The sequence below is a fragment of the Kosakonia pseudosacchari genome (assembly GCF_015167415.1).
GTDB lineage: Bacteria > Pseudomonadota > Gammaproteobacteria > Enterobacterales > Enterobacteriaceae > Kosakonia > Kosakonia pseudosacchari.
In genome coordinates, this window is the sequence record NZ_CP063425.1 from 910,572 (window position 1) to 930,110 (window position 19,539).

At 53.7% G+C, this 19,539-nt stretch carries 16 protein-coding genes, 2 tRNA genes and 3 rRNA genes; 13 read left to right on the top strand and 8 right to left on the bottom strand.

What is annotated here, in order from left to right:
• Positions 1 to 7 precede the first annotated feature (7 nt).
• The 4 genes from accA (at position 8) to tilS (ending at position 5,011) form a co-directional block, all read left to right on the top strand.
• Positions 8 to 967: an acetyl-CoA carboxylase carboxyl transferase subunit alpha gene (gene accA / locus IP581_RS04165; protein ID WP_017458011.1), complete on the top strand. Its 960-nt coding sequence runs from the start codon at positions 8 to 10 to the stop codon at positions 965 to 967.
• A gap of 99 nt (positions 968 to 1,066) precedes the next feature.
• On the top strand, positions 1,067 to 3,205 hold the full coding sequence (locus tag IP581_RS04170; protein WP_193821822.1) for a lysine decarboxylase LdcC: 2,139 nt from the start codon (positions 1,067 to 1,069) through the stop codon (positions 3,203 to 3,205).
• Positions 3,206 to 3,263: 58 nt separating this feature from the next.
• Entirely contained in the window at positions 3,264 to 3,653 is a 390-nt protein-coding gene (locus IP581_RS04175) for a VOC family protein (protein ID WP_086870645.1), read from the top strand.
• 62 nt (positions 3,654 to 3,715) lie between these two features.
• Complete coding sequence (tilS, locus tag IP581_RS04180; protein ID WP_193821823.1) at positions 3,716 to 5,011, top strand: tRNA lysidine(34) synthetase TilS; 1,296 nt, start codon at positions 3,716 to 3,718, stop codon at positions 5,009 to 5,011.
• 27 nt (positions 5,012 to 5,038) lie between these two features.
• On the opposite strand, the gene rof is transcribed toward tilS, so the two are convergent.
• Positions 5,039 to 5,299: a Rho-binding antiterminator gene (rof, locus tag IP581_RS04185; protein WP_017458015.1), complete on the bottom strand. Its 261-nt coding sequence runs from the start codon at positions 5,297 to 5,299 to the stop codon at positions 5,039 to 5,041.
• Complete coding sequence (locus IP581_RS04190; protein WP_017458016.1) at positions 5,286 to 5,486, bottom strand: YaeP family protein; 201 nt, start codon at positions 5,484 to 5,486, stop codon at positions 5,286 to 5,288. Before IP581_RS04190 ends, rof begins: the two co-directional genes overlap by 14 nt.
• A 195-nt stretch (positions 5,487 to 5,681) precedes the next feature.
• Between IP581_RS04190 and IP581_RS04195 the strand changes: the two genes are divergently transcribed.
• From IP581_RS04195 to nlpE, 3 genes are read left to right on the top strand one after another with little or no spacing between them, the layout of a single operon-like run.
• Positions 5,682 to 6,230 (top strand): YaeQ family protein, encoded by a 549-nt coding sequence (locus tag IP581_RS04195; protein ID WP_097401322.1) that lies wholly within the window; start codon positions 5,682 to 5,684, stop codon positions 6,228 to 6,230.
• Entirely contained in the window at positions 6,227 to 6,649 is a 423-nt protein-coding gene (gene arfB / locus IP581_RS04200; RefSeq protein ID WP_193821824.1) for an alternative ribosome rescue aminoacyl-tRNA hydrolase ArfB, read from the top strand. The genes IP581_RS04195 and arfB overlap by 4 nt, the downstream gene beginning before the upstream one ends.
• 25 nt (positions 6,650 to 6,674) lie before the next feature.
• Positions 6,675 to 7,370 carry an envelope stress response activation lipoprotein NlpE gene (gene nlpE / locus IP581_RS04205; protein WP_193821825.1) on the top strand — a complete coding sequence of 232 codons (696 nt, stop codon included), beginning with the start codon at positions 6,675 to 6,677 and terminating at the stop codon, positions 7,368 to 7,370.
• Positions 7,371 to 7,578: 208 nt separating this feature from the next.
• On the opposite strand, the gene proS is transcribed toward nlpE, so the two are convergent.
• The 6 genes from proS to metN form a co-directional block, all read right to left on the bottom strand.
• Complete coding sequence (gene proS, locus IP581_RS04210; RefSeq protein WP_086870651.1) at positions 7,579 to 9,297, bottom strand: proline--tRNA ligase; 1,719 nt, start codon at positions 9,295 to 9,297, stop codon at positions 7,579 to 7,581.
• Between the two features lie 112 nt (positions 9,298 to 9,409).
• Positions 9,410 to 10,117, bottom strand: coding sequence for a tRNA (N6-threonylcarbamoyladenosine(37)-N6)-methyltransferase TrmO (tsaA, locus tag IP581_RS04215; protein WP_193821826.1), 708 nt, complete (start codon positions 10,115 to 10,117; stop codon positions 9,410 to 9,412).
• Positions 10,114 to 10,518 (bottom strand): Rcs stress response system protein RcsF, encoded by a 405-nt coding sequence (gene rcsF / locus IP581_RS04220; RefSeq protein ID WP_086870655.1) that lies wholly within the window; start codon positions 10,516 to 10,518, stop codon positions 10,114 to 10,116. The genes tsaA and rcsF overlap by 4 nt, the downstream gene beginning before the upstream one ends.
• Before the next feature lie 108 nt (positions 10,519 to 10,626).
• The gene (locus tag IP581_RS04225) at positions 10,627 to 11,442 is read right to left on the bottom strand and encodes a MetQ/NlpA family lipoprotein (RefSeq protein WP_086870657.1); all 816 of its coding nucleotides are present in this window, start codon (positions 11,440 to 11,442) and stop codon (positions 10,627 to 10,629) included.
• Between the two features lie 42 nt (positions 11,443 to 11,484).
• Entirely contained in the window at positions 11,485 to 12,138 is a 654-nt protein-coding gene (locus tag IP581_RS04230) for a methionine ABC transporter permease MetI (protein WP_086870659.1), read from the bottom strand.
• On the bottom strand, positions 12,131 to 13,162 hold the full coding sequence (metN, locus tag IP581_RS04235) for a methionine ABC transporter ATP-binding protein MetN (protein WP_193821827.1): 1,032 nt from the start codon (positions 13,160 to 13,162) through the stop codon (positions 12,131 to 12,133). Before metN ends, IP581_RS04230 begins: the two co-directional genes overlap by 8 nt.
• Before the next feature lie 189 nt (positions 13,163 to 13,351).
• Here metN and gmhB point away from each other — a divergent pair, with 189 nt between their 5' ends.
• From gmhB to IP581_RS04265, 6 genes are all read left to right on the top strand, one after another.
• Positions 13,352 to 13,918: a D-glycero-beta-D-manno-heptose 1,7-bisphosphate 7-phosphatase gene (gmhB, locus tag IP581_RS04240; protein WP_045512055.1), complete on the top strand. Its 567-nt coding sequence runs from the start codon at positions 13,352 to 13,354 to the stop codon at positions 13,916 to 13,918.
• Positions 13,919 to 14,290: 372 nt separating this feature from the next.
• Positions 14,291 to 15,830, top strand: a 16S ribosomal RNA gene (locus tag IP581_RS04245).
• Positions 15,831 to 15,913: 83 nt separating this feature from the next.
• A tRNA-Glu gene (locus tag IP581_RS04250) sits at positions 15,914 to 15,989 on the top strand.
• Positions 15,990 to 16,182: 193 nt separating this feature from the next.
• Positions 16,183 to 19,090, top strand: a 23S ribosomal RNA gene (locus IP581_RS04255).
• Positions 19,091 to 19,281: 191 nt separating this feature from the next.
• Positions 19,282 to 19,397: ribosomal RNA gene (gene rrf, locus IP581_RS04260) — 5S ribosomal RNA — on the top strand.
• The 16S, 23S and 5S rRNA genes sit together here with 2 tRNA genes alongside, the layout of an rRNA operon.
• 55 nt (positions 19,398 to 19,452) lie before the next feature.
• Positions 19,453 to 19,529 (top strand) — tRNA-Asp (locus tag IP581_RS04265).
• The last annotated feature ends 10 nt before the right edge of the window (positions 19,530 to 19,539 follow it).

Genomic DNA, 19,539 nt, shown 5'->3' on the forward strand with positions numbered 1-19,539 from the left:
GAATACTATGAGTCTGAATTTCCTTGATTTCGAACAGCCGATTGCTGAGCTGGAAGCGAAAATCGATTCTCTGACCGCCGTTGGCCGTCAGGATGAAAAACTGGATATTAACATCGACGAAGAAGTGCATCGTCTGCGTGAAAAAAGCGTTGAGCTGACACGTAAAATTTTCGCCGATCTTGGCGCATGGCAGGTCGCGCAGTTGGCTCGCCATCCGCTGCGTCCATACACCCTGGATTATGTCCGCCTGGCTTTCGACGAGTTCGACGAACTGGCTGGCGATCGCGCTTACGCTGACGATAAAGCCATTGTTGGCGGGATCGCGCGTCTGGATGGGCGTCCGGTGATGATCATCGGTCACCAGAAAGGCCGCGAAACCAAAGAGAAAATCCGCCGTAACTTCGGCATGCCAGCGCCGGAAGGTTATCGCAAAGCGCTGCGTCTGATGGAAATGGCAGAACGCTTTAACATGCCGATCATTACCTTTATCGACACGCCGGGTGCTTATCCGGGGGTTGGCGCGGAAGAGCGTGGTCAGTCTGAAGCGATCGCGCGTAACCTGCGTGAAATGTCCCGCCTGAACGTGCCGGTTATCTGCACTGTGATTGGTGAAGGCGGCTCCGGCGGCGCACTGGCGATTGGTGTGGGCGATAAAGTGAATATGCTGCAATACAGCACCTATTCTGTTATCTCTCCGGAAGGCTGCGCATCGATTCTGTGGAAAAGTGCCGACAAAGCGCCGCTGGCTGCTGAAGCGATGGGGATTATCGCCCCGCGTCTGAAAGAGCTGAAACTGATCGACTCGATCATTCCGGAACCGCTGGGCGGCGCTCACCGTAACCCGGAAACGATGGCGGCTTCGCTGAAAGCGCAGCTGCTGGCCGATCTGGCCGATCTGGACGTGCTGAGCAAAGATGATCTGCGTAACCGCCGTTACCAGCGTCTGATGAGCTACGGCTACGCCTGATCCTCATCCCACTCTGAAAAGCCGCACCGCTGTGCGGCTTTTTTTATACCTGCCGTTTAGCTCAACTATGCTTAGCTAAGGTTTTTAACGGAGGTAGCCGTGAATATTATTGCCATCATGGGACCACATGGCGTTTTCTATAAAGATGAGCCAATTAAGGAGCTGGAGCAGGCATTACAGGCGCAGGGTTTTCAACTTATCTGGCCGCAAAACAGCACCGACTTACTGAAATTTATCGAACACAACCCACGCATCTGCGGTGTTATCTTTGACTGGGACGAGTACTCCCTCGATCTGTGCAGCGAAATCAATCAGCTTAACGAATATCTCCCACTGTACGCCTTTATCAATACCCACTCGACGATGGATGTCAGCATCCAGGATATGCGCATGGCGCTGTGGTTTTTCGAGTATGCGCTGGGCGTGTCCGAAGATATTGCTACGCGTATCGGTCAGTACACCCGCGAGTACCTGGAAACCATCACACCACCGTTTACCCGTGCGCTGTTTACCTATGTGAAAGAGGGCAAATATACCTTTTGTACACCCGGACATATGGCGGGTACGGCTTATCAGAAAAGCCCGGTTGGCTGCCTGTTTTACGATTTTTTCGGCGGCAATACGTTAAAAGCGGATGTCTCTATTTCGGTCACGGAGTTGGGCTCGTTACTGGATCACACAGGCCCGCATCTGGAAGCCGAAGAGTATATCGCCCGCACCTTTGGCGCGGAGCAGAGCTACATGGTGACCAACGGTACTTCCACGTCGAATAAAATTGTCGGCATGTATGCCGCTCCGGCCGGTAGCACCTTGTTAATTGACCGTAACTGCCATAAGTCACTGGCGCATCTGCTGATGATGAGTGACGTTACGCCGCTATGGCTGAAACCCGGGCGCAATGCGCTGGGGATTCTGGGCGGTATTCCACGCCGTGAATTTACCCATGCCAGCATCGAACAGAAGGTGGCAAAAACGGCGGGCGCACGCTGGCCGGTACATGCGGTGATCACCAACTCCACCTATGACGGATTGTTGTATAACACCGACTGGATCAAAAAGACGCTCGATGTGCCATCGATCCACTTCGATTCTGCCTGGGTTCCGTATACCAATTTTCACCCGATCTACGCCGGGAAAAGCGGTATGAGCGGTGAGCGGGTACCGGGAAAAGTGTTCTTCGAAACCCAGTCGACGCACAAAATGCTGGCAGCATTTTCGCAGGCGTCGCTGATTCATATTAAAGGTGAATATGATGAAGACACCTTTAACGAAGCCTTTATGATGCACACCACCACCTCGCCGAGTTACCCGTTGGTGGCCTCTATCGAAACGGCTGCTGCGATGCTGCGTGGGAATCCTGGCAAACGGCTGATTAACCGCTCCGTCGAGCGCGCGCTGCATTTCCGTAAAGAAGTTCAGCGGCTGAAAGATGAAGCCGATGGCTGGTTCTTTGATATCTGGCAGCCAGAAGAGATTGAAGAGGCTGACTGCTGGCCGGTTGCGCCCGGTGATGCATGGCACGGTTTCCGCGACGCGGATGCCGACCATATGTTTCTCGATCCGGTTAAAGTGACCATTCTGACGCCGGGGATGGACGAGCAGGGGAATATGAGCGACGAAGGGATCCCGGCGGCGCTGGTGGCGAAATTCCTTGATGAGCGCGGCGTGGTGGTCGAGAAAACCGGGCCCTATAATTTGCTGTTCCTGTTCAGTATTGGCATTGATAAAACCCGTGCGATGGGTTTGCTACGCGGGTTGATGGAGTTTAAACGCGCCTACGATCTGAATCTGCGCGTGAAGAATATGCTGCCGGATCTTTACGCCGAAGATCCCGATTTCTACCGCAATATGCGCATTCAGGATCTGGCGCAGGGGATCCATAAGCTCATCCGCCAGCACGATCTTCCACGCTTAATGCTGCAAGCGTTTGATGTGTTGCCGGAAATGAAGCTGACACCGCACCAGGCCTGGCAGCGGCAAATTCAGGGCGAGGTGGAAACCATTGAGCTGGAGCGGCTGAACGGGCGGATTTCGGCGAATATGATCCTGCCTTATCCGCCAGGCGTGCCGCTGGTGATGCCCGGCGAAATGATCACCGAAGCGAGCAGAGCCGTGCTGGATTTCCTGTTGATGCTCTGCGCCATTGGCCGCCACTATCCTGGTTTTGAGACGGATATTCATGGTGCGAAGCGGGACGAAGAGGGCGTTTATCGGGTACGAGTCTTAAAAAGCCGCTGATCTATTGCGGGCAAACACCGGCAGGCGTAACGTTCTGGCATTCAGAAAAGGAGAAACTATGCTGGGTTTAAAACAGGTTCATCATATTGCCATCATCGCTACGGACTACGCGAAGAGCAAAGCGTTTTACTGCGATATCCTGGGGTTTACGCTGCAAAGCGAAGTCTATCGCGAAGCGCGTGATTCATGGAAAGGTGACCTGGCGCTGAACGGTCAGTATGTGATTGAGCTGTTTTCTTTCCCGTTCCCGCCTGCGCGTCCCAGCCGGCCAGAAGCCTGTGGGCTGCGCCATCTGGCCTTTAGCGTTGATGATATCGACAAGGCAGTGGCGCATCTGGCTGCTCACGGTGTGCAGTGCGAAGAAATCCGCATCGATCCCTGCACCGATAAACGCTTCACCTTCTTTACCGATCCTGATGGCCTGCCGCTGGAGCTTTACCAGCAGTAGTACTTGCCACTTCCGCGAATGCCCGGTAACGTGCCGGGCATTACTCCGTTTTGATAATCACTATGACCACGCCCTTTTTTGCATCAATGCTAACCACATCGCGCCAGTTTCTGGTGGCGTTTAGCGGTGGGCTGGATTCGACCGTCCTGCTGCATAAATTGATGCTTTGGCGCCAGCAATTACCCGAACTCAAGCTGCGAGCCATTCATATTCATCACGGGCTTAGTCCACACGCCGATGCATGGGCGGAGCATTGTGAGGATATTTGCGCGCGCTGGCAGATCCCGCTTCGCGTCATTCGCGTTCAACTGGTGAACAACGGGGAAGGGATTGAAGCGCAGGCGCGCAACGCACGTTATCAGGCGTTTGCGGAGGCATTGATGCCCGGTGAAGTGCTGGTTACGGCGCAGCATCTGGACGATCAATGCGAAACGTTCCTGCTGGCGTTAAAACGCGGCAGCGGGCCTGCCGGGCTGGCGGCCATGCCCGAAAGCATGCCGTTTGCCGGAACCCAGCTTATTCGTCCGTTACTGACACAAACTCGTGATGAGTTGCACCAGTGGGCGCTTCACCATGCGCTTTCATGGATCGAGGATGAAAGTAACGCCGACGCCAGCTTCGATCGTAATTTTTTACGCTTGCAGGTTTTGCCGGCACTGACCGCGCGCTGGCCGCATTTTGCTGATGCCGTTGCGCGTAGTGCCGCGCTGTGTGGCGAACAAGAGCGGTTACTTGATGAGCTACTGGCGGAGGAACTTGATGCGGCGACGACGGCTGAAGGGGCGCTGGAACTTGCCCCTCTATTTGCGCTAAGCGATGCGCGCCGTCGGGCACTATTGCGGCGCTGGCTGGCGCAGCGCGGTGCAGTCATGCCATCACGCGCCATGCTTGACCGCTTGTGGCAGGAAGTGGCGCTGGCACGTGAAGATGCTTCACCGTGTCTGCGACTCGGCGAGTTTGACGTGCGTCGTTATCAGTCGAGCCTGTGGTGGATCCGCACAATTGAAAGCCAGCGCGATACGCTACTGCCGTGGCTGGCACCTTTCGAACCGCTACTATTACCGGCGAATCTTGGTGAGCTTTTGCTATTAGCGGGGGGAGAAATCCGCCCGCCCAACGCTGGCGAGGCGGTTTCGATCCGTTTTCAGGCTCCCGGTATGTTGCATATCGTTGGGCGCAGCGGCGGGCGCAAGCTGAAGAAAATCTGGCAGGAACTCGGTGTGGCGCCCTGGCGACGCGATACCACGCCGCTGCTGTTTTATGGTGAAACGTTGATTGCGGCGGCGGGGCTATTTGTCACGCGGGAAGGGGCGAAAAGCGCGGAGCAAACGGGCGTACGACTTGAGTGGCGAAGTTAACGGGCAACAGGCGCTGCCCGCAAAATGTCAGGACTCGCTCACCACAACGGTGCCGATTTCAGGATGGCTGAAGCTGGCAATTTTATCGAGACGCAGTTCGCGCGCAGCGCCTGCGACATCAACCACCAGATACTCCACATTTTTACGTGAGACTAAATCATTGGCTTTGGCGCTGAGCACCTCGCCGTCTTTCATTTCCAGCTTCAATAAAAGATGATGCTGGCAGGCGAGTTCAAGGTTGTCATAGTCATCACAGTTGATGGGTTGATAGGCATCATTCATTGACATAATCGCTCACCAGTAAGTTCGCGGCAGCATACGCCGCCTTTTCCCTGACCGACTCTGAAAGGGTGTCATCCGACGCCATTTCATTCAGCACTTTCAACACGCACCCCAGCGCATCCGGGATATACCCTAAATCTCCGCTGGCGATTTCCGCATAACGTCTGCGTACTAACTCACAATAATTGTTCACATCACCTCCTGTCAGCAACCTGACTTTACTGTGAGATAACATTAAGCCTACGAAGTTAAACTCTGTTTAGCAAGGTGACTATACCACAGCTTGTTTATCATTATCAGGGCGATGAATACCCGCTCCGACAAGAGATAACAGCGCTTTATGCTTATATTCGCTACAATAGCGGCCATTTTATGAAGGAGCGGTGATATGGCATTAAAAGCGACAATTTATAAAGCGACGGTGAACGTTGCCGATTTGGATCGTAATCAGTTTTTAGATGCAACGCTGACGCTGGCTCGCCACCCTTCCGAAACGCAAGAACGTATGATGCTGCGCCTGCTGGCGTGGATGAAATACGCGGATGAACGCCTGCAGTTTACCCGCGGTCTCAGTGCTGACGATGAACCGGAACTCTGGCTACGCAATGATTATCTGGGGATCGACCTGTGGGTTGAGCTCGGGTTGCCGGATGAAAAACGGCTAAAGAAAGCCTGCTCTCAGGCGAAAGCGGTGGCGCTTTTTACCTATAATTCTCGTGCGGCGCAGATCTGGTGGCAGCAGAATCAGGCGCGCTGCGCGGCATTTAGCAATCTGAGCATCTGGTATCTGGATGATGTGCAACTGGCCGGGTTGAGCGCGTTTGCCAGCGATCGCACCATGACGCTGCAAGCGACCTTGCAGGATGGCGCTATCTGGTTATCAGACGAGAACCAGAATCTGGAAATTCACCTTGAAGCCTGGCAGCAGCCGCAATGATTGCGATCTCCCGTTCGGTCTTTATTGCTGACGAAGAGCTGGACATCACGGCTGTGCGGTCGCAGGGTGCGGGCGGTCAACATGTCAATAAGAGCTCAACGGCGATCCACCTGCGTTTTGACATCCGGGCTTCAAGCCTGCCAGAGTATTACAAAACGCGTTTGCTGGAAGCGTCGCACCATCTGATTAGCAGCGAAGGCTGGGTGGTGATAAAAGCACAGGAATATCGCAGCCAGGAGATGAACCGCGAAGCGGCAATCGCTCGTCTGGTGGCGTTAATTAAAGAATTAACCGTCGTGCAGAAGAGCCGTCGGGCAACGCGCCCAACCCGCGCATCGAAAGAGCGTCGGTTATCGGGCAAGGCGCAAAAGTCGTCGGTAAAAGCGTTACGCGGCAAAGTACGTGGTCATGAAGGCTAACAGAATTGGGCAGAAGGAATCGAGTGTGAAAAAAGCGATTTTATCCGTGCTGGCGGGGTGTACGCTCTTTGCGCTTTTCGGCTGTAACAACCGTGGCGACGTCGAGACGGTGCAGCCAACACAGGTTGAAGAATTGAAACCAATGCAGCAAAGCTGGCGCGGTGTTTTACCTTGCGCGGATTGTGAAGGGATTGAAACTTCTCTGTTCCTGGAGAAAGACGGGAGCTGGGTGATGAATCAGCGCTATCAGGGGGGAAAAGCGCCCGCAGTGTTTGCCACGTATGGTAACTGGGCGCGTACGGCGGATAAACTGATCCTCACCGATACGCACGGTGATAAAACCTTTTTCCGCGCCAAAGGCGATGCGCTGGAGATGCTTGATCGGGAAGGCAATCCCATCACTTCTCAGCTCAATTACACGCTACAGCCTGTAAAAGCCGCGCTACCTGCGACGCCAATGGCGATGCGTGGCATGTATATGTACATGGCGGATGCGGCAGTATTTACCGATTGCGCAACCGGCAAGAAGGTAACCGTTGCCAGCAATGCGCAGCTTGAGCGTGACTATGCGGCCGCACGCGGAACAGAAACCAAACCTATTCTGCTGGTGGTCGAAGGGCATTTCACCGTTGAGCCAAATCCGGACACCGGTGCGGCGCAGAAAGTGCTGGTGACGAATAAACGCGGTAAGTTTAGCCCCAATAAAGGCTGTGATGATTAAGCATTAGCAGTGCAAAAACCGCCTTCACAGAAGGCGGCATGATTTATCATGAAGGGCATGCGAAACCTGCGTTTACAATGAAACCTCTGTTGATCATTCTTGATTTAAGCCCAGTAATAATAAGGCAGCGCTAAAACCAGATGCCCGTCATGTGGTTTTCCGGTAGTGATAAAAAAGCCCCGCAGTGCGGGGCTTTTTGTTGGCTCGCTTAGCCTTTGATGGCGTTAACCAGATAGTTGAGGATATCCCCGGTTTTGATCAGCTGCTTCTCGCCATTGCGACGGTATTTATATTCGATATCGTCATTGTCGAGGTTGCGATCGCCAATCACCACCGTGTGCGGGATACCGATCAGTTCCATATCGGCAAACATCACACCCGGGCGCTCTTTACGATCGTCCATCAGCACTTCAATACCCTGCGCACGCAGCTCAGCGTAGAGTTTTTCCGCCAGCTCCTGCACACGATAAGATTTGTGCATGTTCATTGGCAGCAGTGCGACCTGGAACGGCGCAATTGCGTCTGGCCAGATGATCCCGCGCTCGTCGTGGTTCTGCTCAATGGCCGCAGCCACTACGCGCGTTACGCCGATACCGTAGCAACCCATAGTCAGGATCTGGTTGCGACCATCTTCACCCTGCACGGCGGCATTCAGCGCCTGGGAGTATTTGGTGCCCAACTGGAAGATGTGACCAACTTCGATACCGCGTTTAATAAGCAGCGTCCCTTTGCCGTCCGGGCTCGGATCGCCGGCAACAACATTACGAATATCTGCCACTTCCGGGGTGACCACATCACGATCCCAGTTGATGCCAAAGTAGTGTTTGCCATCAATATTCGCGCCAGCGGAGAAATCGCTCATCGCCGCAACGGTACGGTCAATCACGACCGGAATCGGCATATTCACCGGACCAAGCGAACCCGGGCCTGCGTTCACTACCGCGCGGATTTCCGCTTCGGTGGCGAAGGTCAACGGCGCGGCAACCTGCGGCAGTTTTTCTGCTTTAACTTCGTTCAGCTCATGATCGCCGCGCACCAGCAGCGCAACCAGCGGATAGCTGCTGCCTTCAACGGCTTTAACCAGCAGAGTTTTCACGGTTTTTTCAATCGGCAGGTTGAACTGCTCAACCAGCTCAGCGATGGTTTTGGCGTTCGGCGTATCAACCAGCGTCATTTCCTGCGTGGCAGCCGCACGCGGCTCTTTGGGAGCCAGCGCTTCGGCAAACTCAATGTTGGCGGCAAAATCGGAGGAGTCAGAGAAGATCACATCGTCTTCACCGCTTTGTGCCAGCACCTGGAATTCATGCGAGGCGCTACCGCCGATCGAGCCGGTATCTGCCTGTACGGCGCGGAAATCCAGACCCATACGGCTGAAGATTTTGCTGTAGGCGGCGTACATCGCATCGTACGTCTCCTGCAACGATTCCTGAGAGGTATGGAAAGAGTAGGCATCTTTCATCAGGAATTCGCGCGAACGCATGACACCGAAACGCGGGCGCACTTCGTCACGGAACTTAGTCTGGATCTGGAAGAAGTTCAGCGGCAGCTGTTTGTACGAGTTCAGCTCGTTACGGATCAGGTCGGTGATCACTTCTTCATGCGTTGGGCCGAGGACAAACGGACGATCGCCGCGATCGACAAAACGCAGCAGTTCCGGGCCATATTGCTCCCAGCGGCCGCTTTCCTGCCACAGGTCGGCGGGCTGCACTACTGGCATGGACACCTCAATCGCACCGGCGTTATTCATCTCTTCACGCACGATGTTTTCGACTTTTTTCAGAACGCGCAAACCGGTTGGCAGCCAGGTGTATAACCCGGAGGCCAGTTTGCGGATCATCCCGGCGCGCAGCATCAGCTGGTGGCTGATGACTTCGGCGTCGGCAGGCGTCTCCTTCAGAGTGGAGAGCAAGTATTGGCTAGTACGCATGTTGTTACGGTTCCATTTGGACAATCGGAACAGGCCTAAGACAGGCCTGACACAGAAAAAAGTGGTTTAGTTTATCAGCCTGGCAGAGATGCAAAAAGAGAGGGGGATAAAATTAGCGCGCTTCGAGCGCAAACACTTCAAAGCCGCCCTCGGTTACGCGCCAGCGCACGTTAAAATCCAGCAGCCAGACGGCGTAAGTTTTTCCCTGCTCTTCCCCTTTTTTATAAGCCGGGCGCGGATCCTGCGCCAGCACTTCGCACAGAAAGGTTTTGAAGTGCGGGTAGCGCTTTTCAAGCCCACTAAGCTGCGCTTCGACATCCGGTGTAAAGGTGACGGCGACATCAGCCGCGGGTGCCTGTTGCGCGTAACTGGCTTGCGCATCCGGCAAGGCTTCAGCAAACGGCAAATAGGGTTTGATATCCACCACCGGCGTGCCATCGACCAGATCAAGACTGCCAAGTTGTAAAATCACCTGATCTTTCTGGCAGCGGATGCCGTGCAACTCAACCAGTGACATCCCGATCGGGTTGGGGCGGAAGGTCGAACGCGTGGCGAAAACGCCCATCCTCGCATTTCCTCCCAGCCGGGGCGGGCGCACGGTTGGCCGCCAGCCGCCTTCCATCGTTTGATGAAATACGAAAAGCACCCACAGGTGGCTGAAATCTTCAAGACCACGCACGGCATCGGGCTGGTTATAAGGAGGAAGCAAATGAAGTTCGCCGCCGCCGTGTTTCACAAGGCCTGGCTGGCGCGGTACGGCGAACTTCTCTTTATAGGGTGAGCGGATAACGCCGATTTGCTCGAAAGCAAATGTACTCATTTGGATGAGATATTGAGTGCAGAACCTACGCAAACCGCCTGACGGTAGCAACCCGGCGTGCCGCTGGTCACTTCGCAGCTGTGCTGCAGAACCGCGTTAGCTTTCAGCTTAGATGCATTGATCTGCATGCGTTTACGCGCGGTAGGGATATTCGGCGGAGAGTCCTGATTGCTGGCCTGGCAAGATTCGCCGGTAACTTCGCCCAGATCGCGGAACGGTTTACCCACCAGTTCAGTGGCATCCGTAATGACCCGTACAGGGGCAGGACGCGTGACTTTCGGTTTCTCCGGTTCTACTTTTGGCGCCGCAGCGGTGCTTTTTACAGGTTCGACAGGAGATCTGCTTAGCAAGGAGCAGCCACTTAGCATGAGTGCTAATAAACAGATCGGTAAAGCACGCATAATATATCCTCGAAGTAATTTTCTTAACGCCGCTTATTGAATCAGGCGCGTGCACAAATGACAAGGCGGGCTTGCGCCCGCCTTGAATGATATTACAGACTGAGGAGATTACCAGCCTTTCACTGCGCCGCCGTTGAAGACTTTTCTTGCTGCTTCGCTAACTTCGTCAGACTGGTAAGCCTGAACGAATTTCTTCACGTTTTCCGCGTCCTTGTTATCTTCACGCGCGACGATCAGGTTGACGTACGGGGAGTCTTTATCTTCAACGAAGATGCCGTCTTTTTCCGGCGTCAGGCCAATCTGGCTGGCGTAAGTGGTGTTGATGACCGCCAGAGCAATCTGCGCATCGTCCAGTGAACGCGGTAGTTGCGGGGCTTCCAGTTCAACAATTTTCAGGTTTTTCGGGTTTTCGGTGATATCCAGCACGGACGGCTGCAGACCCACACCATCTTTCAGTTTGATAAGACCCTGTTTTTGCAGCAGCAGCAGCGAACGGCCGAGGTTGGTTGGGTCGTTCGGAATCGCTACCTGAGAACCATCCTGCAGCTCAGACAGCGCTTTGATTTTTTTGGAGTAACCAGCGATGGGGTAAACGAAAGTGTTGCCGACCGGAACCAGTTTGAAGCCACGGTCTTTGATCTGCTGATCCAGATACGGTTTATGCTGGAAGGCGTTCGCGTCAATGTCGCCTTTACTCAGCGCTTCGTTCGGCAGCACGTAGTCGTTAAAGGTAACCAGCTCAACGTCCAGACCATATTTCTCTTTGGCGACTTTCTGGGCGACTTCAGCAACTTGCTCTTCCGCACCAACAATCACACCGACTTTAATGTGATTAGGATCTTTTTCGTCCTGGCCGCAACCAGCCAGCGCCAGAGAACCCAGCAGAGCACCAACTGCCGCAAAGGTCTTGAATTTAAAAGCCATGCTATTTTCCTTTCTATCTGAGTCGTTATGTTGTGTGTAACGTTATTTATGCGTCACAGCCCGGACGATACGATCGCCAGCGAACTGAATTAAGTAAACCAGCACCACGAGCAATATTAGTACGGTATTCATCACTAACGGATCGTAGGTCACGTAACCGTAGCGGATACCCAACTGACCTAAACCGCCCGCACCAACGGCACCGCCCATCGCTGAGTAACCCACCAGGGTAATAAGCGTAATGGTCGCCGCGTTAATCAGCCCCGGCAACGCTTCCGGCAGCAAAACTTTGCGGATGATCTGCATCGGGGTTGCGCCCATGGCGCGTGATGCTTCAATCAGACCCGCAGGCAGCTCCAGCAGGGTATTTTCTACCATGCGGGCAATAAACGGCGCGGCACCGACGGTCAGTGGAACGATAACCGCGTAGAGGCCAATAGATGTGCCAACAATCACGCGGGTGAAAGGAATCATCCACACCAGCAAAATGATAAACGGGATGGAGCGGAAAATATTCACCAGGGCGGAAATCACGCGATACAGCCCAGGGTTTTGCATGATCTGACCCGGACGCGTCACATACAGCAGTACGCCGAACGGCAGACCGACGATAAAACCCAGCAGGCCTGAAGCAAAGGTCATAAATAATGTTTCCCAGATGCTGCGGGCAAAAAGCCACATCATTGCCTCAGACATAACCGAGTACCTCTACTTTTACATGGTGTTCTTGCAGCCAGGCGATTGCCGCCTGGGTATCCTCCGGGGTGCCGTGCATTTCGGTCAGCATAATGCCGAACTTCACGCCGCCCGCGTAATCCATCTGCGCGCTGATAATGTTGTTGTTCACGTTAAAACGACGCGCCGTTTCCGACAGCAGCGGGGCATCGACGGACTGACCGGTAAACTCCATCCGCAACATCGGTACACTGTCCGCTTGCGGCTGCGCCTGTAAGCGCTGGAGGTAATCTTCCGGAATATCCAGGTGCAGCGTGGACTGGATAAACTGCTGCGCCAGCGGTGTTTTCGGATGGGAGAACACTTCGCTCACCGTATCCTGTTCAATCAGCTCACCGTTGCTGATTACCGCCACGCAATCACAAATGCGTTTTACCACATCCATTTCATGCGTAATGAGCAGGATGGTCAGCCCGAGGCGACGGTTAATATCTTTGAGCAGTTCAAGAATAGAACGTGTTGTGGCGGGATCTAAGGCGCTGGTGGCTTCATCACATAACAACACTTTCGGGTTGCTGGCCAGCGCACGTGCAATGGCGACACGCTGTTTTTGCCCGCCGGAAAGATTGGCCGGGTAACTGTCGTGCTTATCAGCCAGACCTACCAGCTCGAGAAGTTCTGCCACCCGGCGATTGATCTCTTCGCGCGGGGTGTTATCCAGTTCCAGTGGTAAAGCAACGTTACCGAAAACGGTTCGTGAAGAGAGCAGATTAAAGTGCTGGAAGATCATGCCAATTTGGCGGCGCGCTTTGGTTAATTCCGCTTCTGACAGTTGCGTCAGATCCTGGCCGTCGACCAGTACATTGCCCTGCGATGGGCGTTCAAGCAAGTTCACGCAGCGGATAAGCGTACTTTTCCCCGCGCCTGACGCGCCAATAACGCCATAAATTTGGCCAGCAGGAACGTGCAGGCTAACGTTGTTAAGCGCCTGAATCGTACGGTTTCCTTGCTGGAACACTTTGGTGATATTCGAAAGTTTAATCATTAGATTATTTTTATCGTATGAGAGTTAGCCGTGGCATTTTCTTCTGCCGGTTACGACTTTCAGCCGTAAACAGAGCGGATGGTAAGGCATCCAGACGTCTAAATCAATGTTGCTCATCAACGATGAGCACTTTCCTGTGTAGCGAAACATGAGATACTAAGAACATATGCCTTTTTCAGGAGCAAACCCGTGGCAAAGTCTGTACCCGCTATTTTTCTCGATCGTGATGGCACTATTAATGTTGATCACGGCTACGTCCATGAGATTGATGAATTTGAATTTATTGACGGCGTTATTGATGCCATGCGCGAACTGAAAGAAATGGGTTATGCGTTGGTGCTGGTGACTAACCAGTCTGGTATCGCGCGCGGAAAATTCACCGAGGCGCAGTTTGAAACGTTAACCGAGTGGATGGACTGGTCTTTAGCCGATCGCGGCGTTGATTTGGACGGCATCTACTATTGCCCACATCACCCGCAGGGAACTGTGGAAGAGTTCCGTCAGGTTTGTGACTGCCGTAAACCGCACCCGGGCATGCTCATCTCGGCGCGCGATTTTCTGCACATTGATATGGCCGCTTCTTATATGGTTGGCGATAAGCTGGAAGATATGCAGGCGGCCTCTGCCGCACAAGTAGGAACAAAAGTACTGGTACGCACCGGTAAACCTGTCACGCCGGAAGCTGAAAATAGCGCCGATTGGGTAATTAATAGCCTTGCGGAGCTGCCTGCAGCCATTAAAAAGCACCAAAAATAGCCGTTATGACGAAAAGATGAGCGGTTGAAATAAAAATGTGTTTTTCCGCTTGTCATTCAGCCCCGGCTCCCTATAATGCGCCTCCATCGACACGGCGGATGTGAATCACTTCACACAAACAGCCGGTTCGGTTGAAGAGAAAAATTCCTGAAAATCAGGGTTGACTCTGAAAGAGGAAAGCGTAATATACGCCACCTCGCGACAGAGCGCTGAAGCGCGTCGCACCTGCTCTTTAACAATTTATCAGACAATCTGTGTGGGCACTCAGGGTGACTGGATTCTTGACGTCGCAAGACGAAAAATGAATACCAAGTCTCAGTGAGTGAACACGTAATTCATTACGAAGTTTAATTCATCGAGCATCAAACTTTTAAATTGAAGAGTTTGATCATGGCTCAGATTGAACGCTGGCGGCAGGCCTAACACATGCAAGTCGAACGGTAGCACAGAGAGCTTGCTCTCGGGTGACGAGTGGCGGACGGGTGAGTAATGTCTGGGAAACTGCCTGATGGAGGGGGATAACTACTGGAAACGGTAGCTAATACCGCATAATGTCGCAAGACCAAAGAGGGGGACCTTCGGGCCTCTTGCCATCAGATGTGCCCAGATGGGATTAGCTAGTAGGTGGGGTAACGGCTCACCTAGGCGACGATCCCTAGCTGGTCTGAGAGGATGACCAGCCACACTGGAACTGAGACACGGTCCAGACTCCTACGGGAGGCAGCAGTGGGGAATATTGCACAATGGGCGCAAGCCTGATGCAGCCATGCCGCGTGTATGAAGAAGGCCTTCGGGTTGTAAAGTACTTTCAGCGGGGAGGAAGGCAGTACGGTTAATAACCGTGTTGATTGACGTTACCCGCAGAAGAAGCACCGGCTAACTCCGTGCCAGCAGCCGCGGTAATACGGAGGGTGCAAGCGTTAATCGGAATTACTGGGCGTAAAGCGCACGCAGGCGGTCTGTCAAGTCGGATGTGAAATCCCCGGGCTCAACCTGGGAACTGCATCCGAAACTGGCAGGCTTGAGTCTCGTAGAGGGAGGTAGAATTCCAGGTGTAGCGGTGAAATGCGTAGAGATCTGGAGGAATACCGGTGGCGAAGGCGGCCTCCTGGACGAAGACTGACGCTCAGGTGCGAAAGCGTGGGGAGCAAACAGGATTAGATACCCTGGTAGTCCACGCCGTAAACGATGTCTATTTGGAGGTTGTGCCCTTGAGGCGTGGCTTCCGGAGCTAACGCGTTAAATAGACCGCCTGGGGAGTACGGCCGCAAGGTTAAAACTCAAATGAATTGACGGGGGCCCGCACAAGCGGTGGAGCATGTGGTTTAATTCGATGCAACGCGAAGAACCTTACCTGGTCTTGACATCCACAGAACTTGCCAGAGATGGCTTGGTGCCTTCGGGAACTGTGAGACAGGTGCTGCATGGCTGTCGTCAGCTCGTGTTGTGAAATGTTGGGTTAAGTCCCGCAACGAGCGCAACCCTTATCCTTTGTTGCCAGCGGTCCGGCCGGGAACTCAAAGGAGACTGCCAGTGATAAACTGGAGGAAGGTGGGGATGACGTCAAGTCATCATGGCCCTTACGACCAGGGCTACACACGTGCTACAATGGCGCATACAAAGAGAAGCGACCTCGCGAGAGCAAGCGGACCTCATAAAGTGCGTCGTAGTCCGGATTGGAGTCTGCAACTCGACTCCATGAAGTCGGAATCGCTAGTAATCGTGGATCAGAATGCCACGGTGAATACGTTCCCGGGCCTTGTACACACCGCCCGTCACACCATGGGAGTGGGTTGCAAAAGAAGTAGGTAGCTTAACCTCCGGGAGGGCGCTTACCACTTTGTGATTCATGACTGGGGTGAAGTCGTAACAAGGTAACCGTAGGGGAACCTGCGGTTGGATCACCTCCTTACCTTAAAGAACCGTTCCCTGCAGTGTCCACACAGATTGTCTGATGAAAAGTAAAAGCAAGGCGTCTTGCGAGCGAGACTTTACGTCCCCTTCGTCTAGAGGCCCAGGACACCGCCCTTTCACGGCGGTAACAGGGGTTCGAATCCCCTAGGGGACGCCACTTGCGCGGTAATGTGTGAAAGGCGTTGCCCATCTGTATCTCAAAACTGACTCACGAGTCATGTTTGAGATATTTGCTCTTTAAAAATCTGGATCAAGCTGAAAATTGAAACACTGAACAGTGCGAACTGTTCTGTGAGTCTCTCAAATTTTTGCGACACGCGGATGTTTCACGAAACATCTTCGGGTTGTGAGGTTAAGCGACTAAGCGTACACGGTGGATGCCCTGGCAGTCAGAGGCGATGAAGGACGTGCTAATCTGCGAAAAGCGCCGGTAAGGTGATATGAACCGTTATAGCCGGCGATGTCCGAATGGGGAAACCCAGTGTGACTCGTCACACTATCATTAACTGAATCCATAGGTTAATGAGGCGAACCGGGGGAACTGAAACATCTAAGTACCCCGAGGAAAAGAAATCAACCGAGATTCCCCCAGTAGCGGCGAGCGAACGGGGAGGAGCCCAGAGCCTGAATCAGCTTGTGTGTTAGTGGAAGCGTCTGGAAAGTCGCGCGATACAGGGTGACAGCCCCGTACACAAAAGCACACAGGCTGTGAGCTCGATGAGTAGGGCGGGACACGTGGTATCCTGTCTGAATATGGGGGGACCATCCTCCAAGGCTAAATACTCCTGACTGACCGATAGTGAACCAGTACCGTGAGGGAAAGGCGAAAAGAACCCCGGCGAGGGGAGTGAAAAAGAACCTGAAACCGTGTACGTACAAGCAGTGGGAGCATCCTTCGGGGTGTGACTGCGTACCTTTTGTATAATGGGTCAGCGACTTATATTCTGTAGCAAGGTTAACCGAATAGGGGAGCCGAAGGGAAACCGAGTCTTAACTGGGCGTTAAGTTGCAGGGTATAGACCCGAAACCCGGTGATCTAGCCATGGGCAGGTTGAAGGTTGGGTAACACTAACTGGAGGACCGAACCGACTAATGTTGAAAAATTAGCGGATGACCTGTGGCTGGGGGTGAAAGGCCAATCAAACCGGGAGATAGCTGGTTCTCCCCGAAAGCTATTTAGGTAGCGCCTCGTGAATTCATCTCCGGGGGTAGAGCACTGTTTCGGCTAGGGGGCCATCCCGGCTTACCAACCCGATGCAAACTACGAATACCGGAGAATGTTATCACGGGAGACACACGGCGGGTGCTAACGTCCGTCGTGAAGAGGGAAACAACCCAGACCGCCAGCTAAGGTCCCAAAGTCATGGTTAAGTGGGAAACGATGTGGGAAGGCCCAGACAGCCAGGATGTTGGCTTAGAAGCAGCCATCATTTAAAGAAAGCGTAATAGCTCACTGGTCGAGTCGGCCTGCGCGGAAGATGTAACGGGGCTAAACCATGCACCGAAGCTGCGGCAGCAACACTTATGTGTTGTTGGGTAGGGGAGCGTTCTGTAAGCCTGCGAAGGTGGCCTGTGAGGGTTGCTGGAGGTATCAGAAGTGCGAATGCTGACATAAGTAACGATAAAGCGGGTGAAAAGCCCGCTCGCCGGAAGACCAAGGGTTCCTGTCCAACGTTAATCGGGGCAGGGTGAGTCGACCCCTAAGGCGAGGCCGAAAGGCGTAGTCGATGGGAAACAGGTTAATATTCCTGTACTTGGTGTTACTGCGAAGGGGGGACGGAGAAGGCTATGTTGGCCGGGCGACGGTTGTCCCGGTTTAAGCGTGAAGGTGTGTGCTCCAGGCAAATCCGGAGTGCTTTAACACTGAGGCGTGATGACGAGGCACTACGGTGCTGAAGTAACAAATGCCCTGCTTCCAGGAAAAGCCTCTAAGCTCCAGGTAACACGAAATCGTACCCCAAACCGACACAGGTGGTCAGGTAGAGAATACCAAGGCGCTTGAGAGAACTCGGGTGAAGGAACTAGGCAAAATGGTGCCGTAACTTCGGGAGAAGGCACGCTGGTGCGTAGGTGAAGTGACTTGCTCATGGAGCTGAAACCAGTCGAAGATACCAGCTGGCTGCAACTGTTTATTAAAAACACAGCACTGTGCAAACACGAAAGTGGACGTATACGGTGTGACGCCTGCCCGGTGCCGGAAGGTTAATTGATGGGGTCATCCGTAAGGAGAAGCTCTTGATCGAAGCCCCGGTAAACGGCGGCCGTAACTATAACGGTCCTAAGGTAGCGAAATTCCTTGTCGGGTAAGTTCCGACCTGCACGAATGGCGTAATGATGGCCAGGCTGTCTCCACCCGAGACTCAGTGAAATTGAACTCGCTGTGAAGATGCAGTGTACCCGCGGCAAGACGGAAAGACCCCGTGAACCTTTACTATAGCTTGACACTGAACACTGGTCCTTGATGTGTAGGATAGGTGGGAGGCTTTGAAGCGTGGACGCCAGTCTGCGTGGAGCCGTCCTTGAAATACCACCCTTTAATGGCTGGTGTTCTAACGTGGACCCGTTACCCGGGTTGCGGACAGTGTCTGGTGGGTAGTTTGACTGGGGCGGTCTCCTCCTAAAGCGTAACGGAGGAGCACGAAGGTCAGCTAATCCTGGTCGGACATCAGGAGGTTAGTGCAATGGCATAAGCTGGCTTGACTGCGAGCGTGACGGCGCGAGCAGGTGCGAAAGCAGGTCATAGTGATCCGGTGGTTCTGAATGGAAGGGCCATCGCTCAACGGATAAAAGGTACTCCGGGGATAACAGGCTGATACCGCCCAAGAGTTCATATCGACGGCGGTGTTTGGCACCTCGATGTCGGCTCATCACATCCTGGGGCTGAAGTAGGTCCCAAGGGTATGGCTGTTCGCCATTTAAAGTGGTACGCGAGCTGGGTTTAGAACGTCGTGAGACAGTTCGGTCCCTATCTGCCGTGGGCGCTGGAGAATTGAGGGGGGCTGCTCCTAGTACGAGAGGACCGGAGTGGACGCATCACTGGTGTTCGGGTTGTCATGCCAATGGCACTGCCCGGTAGCTAAATGCGGAAGAGATAAGTGCTGAAAGCATCTAAGCACGAAACTTGCCCCGAGATGAGTTCTCCCTGAGACTTTGAGTCTCCTGAAGGAACGTTGAAGACGACGACGTTGATAGGCCGGGTGTGTAAGCGCAGCGATGCGTTGAGCTAACCGGTACTAATGAACCGTGAGGCTTAACCTTACAACGCCGAAGGTGTTTTGGCGTGAGAGACAGAATTTTCAGCATTGATTCAGAGTCCGAAGGATTTTGCGCTGGGACAAGGCGGCAAATGAGGCGACGGAAGGAGCATACAGGGGTATGTGACTGACGTTCGTGAATGCAGCCAACGCGGTACCGGTGCAAAAGACACAGGACAGGGCACAAAGAATTTGCCTGGCGGCACTAGCGCGGTGGTCCCACCTGACCCCATGCCGAACTCAGAAGTGAAACGCCGTAGCGCCGATGGTAGTGTGGGGTCTCCCCATGCGAGAGTAGGGAACTGCCAGGCATCAAATTAGCAGTGAAACCGGGGCAACAAACCGGTGGTTGTAAAGAAATTCGGTGGAGCGGTAGTTCAGTCGGTTAGAATACCTGCCTGTCACGCAGGGGGTCGCGGGTTCGAGTCCCGTCCGTTCCGCCACTTATTTTAA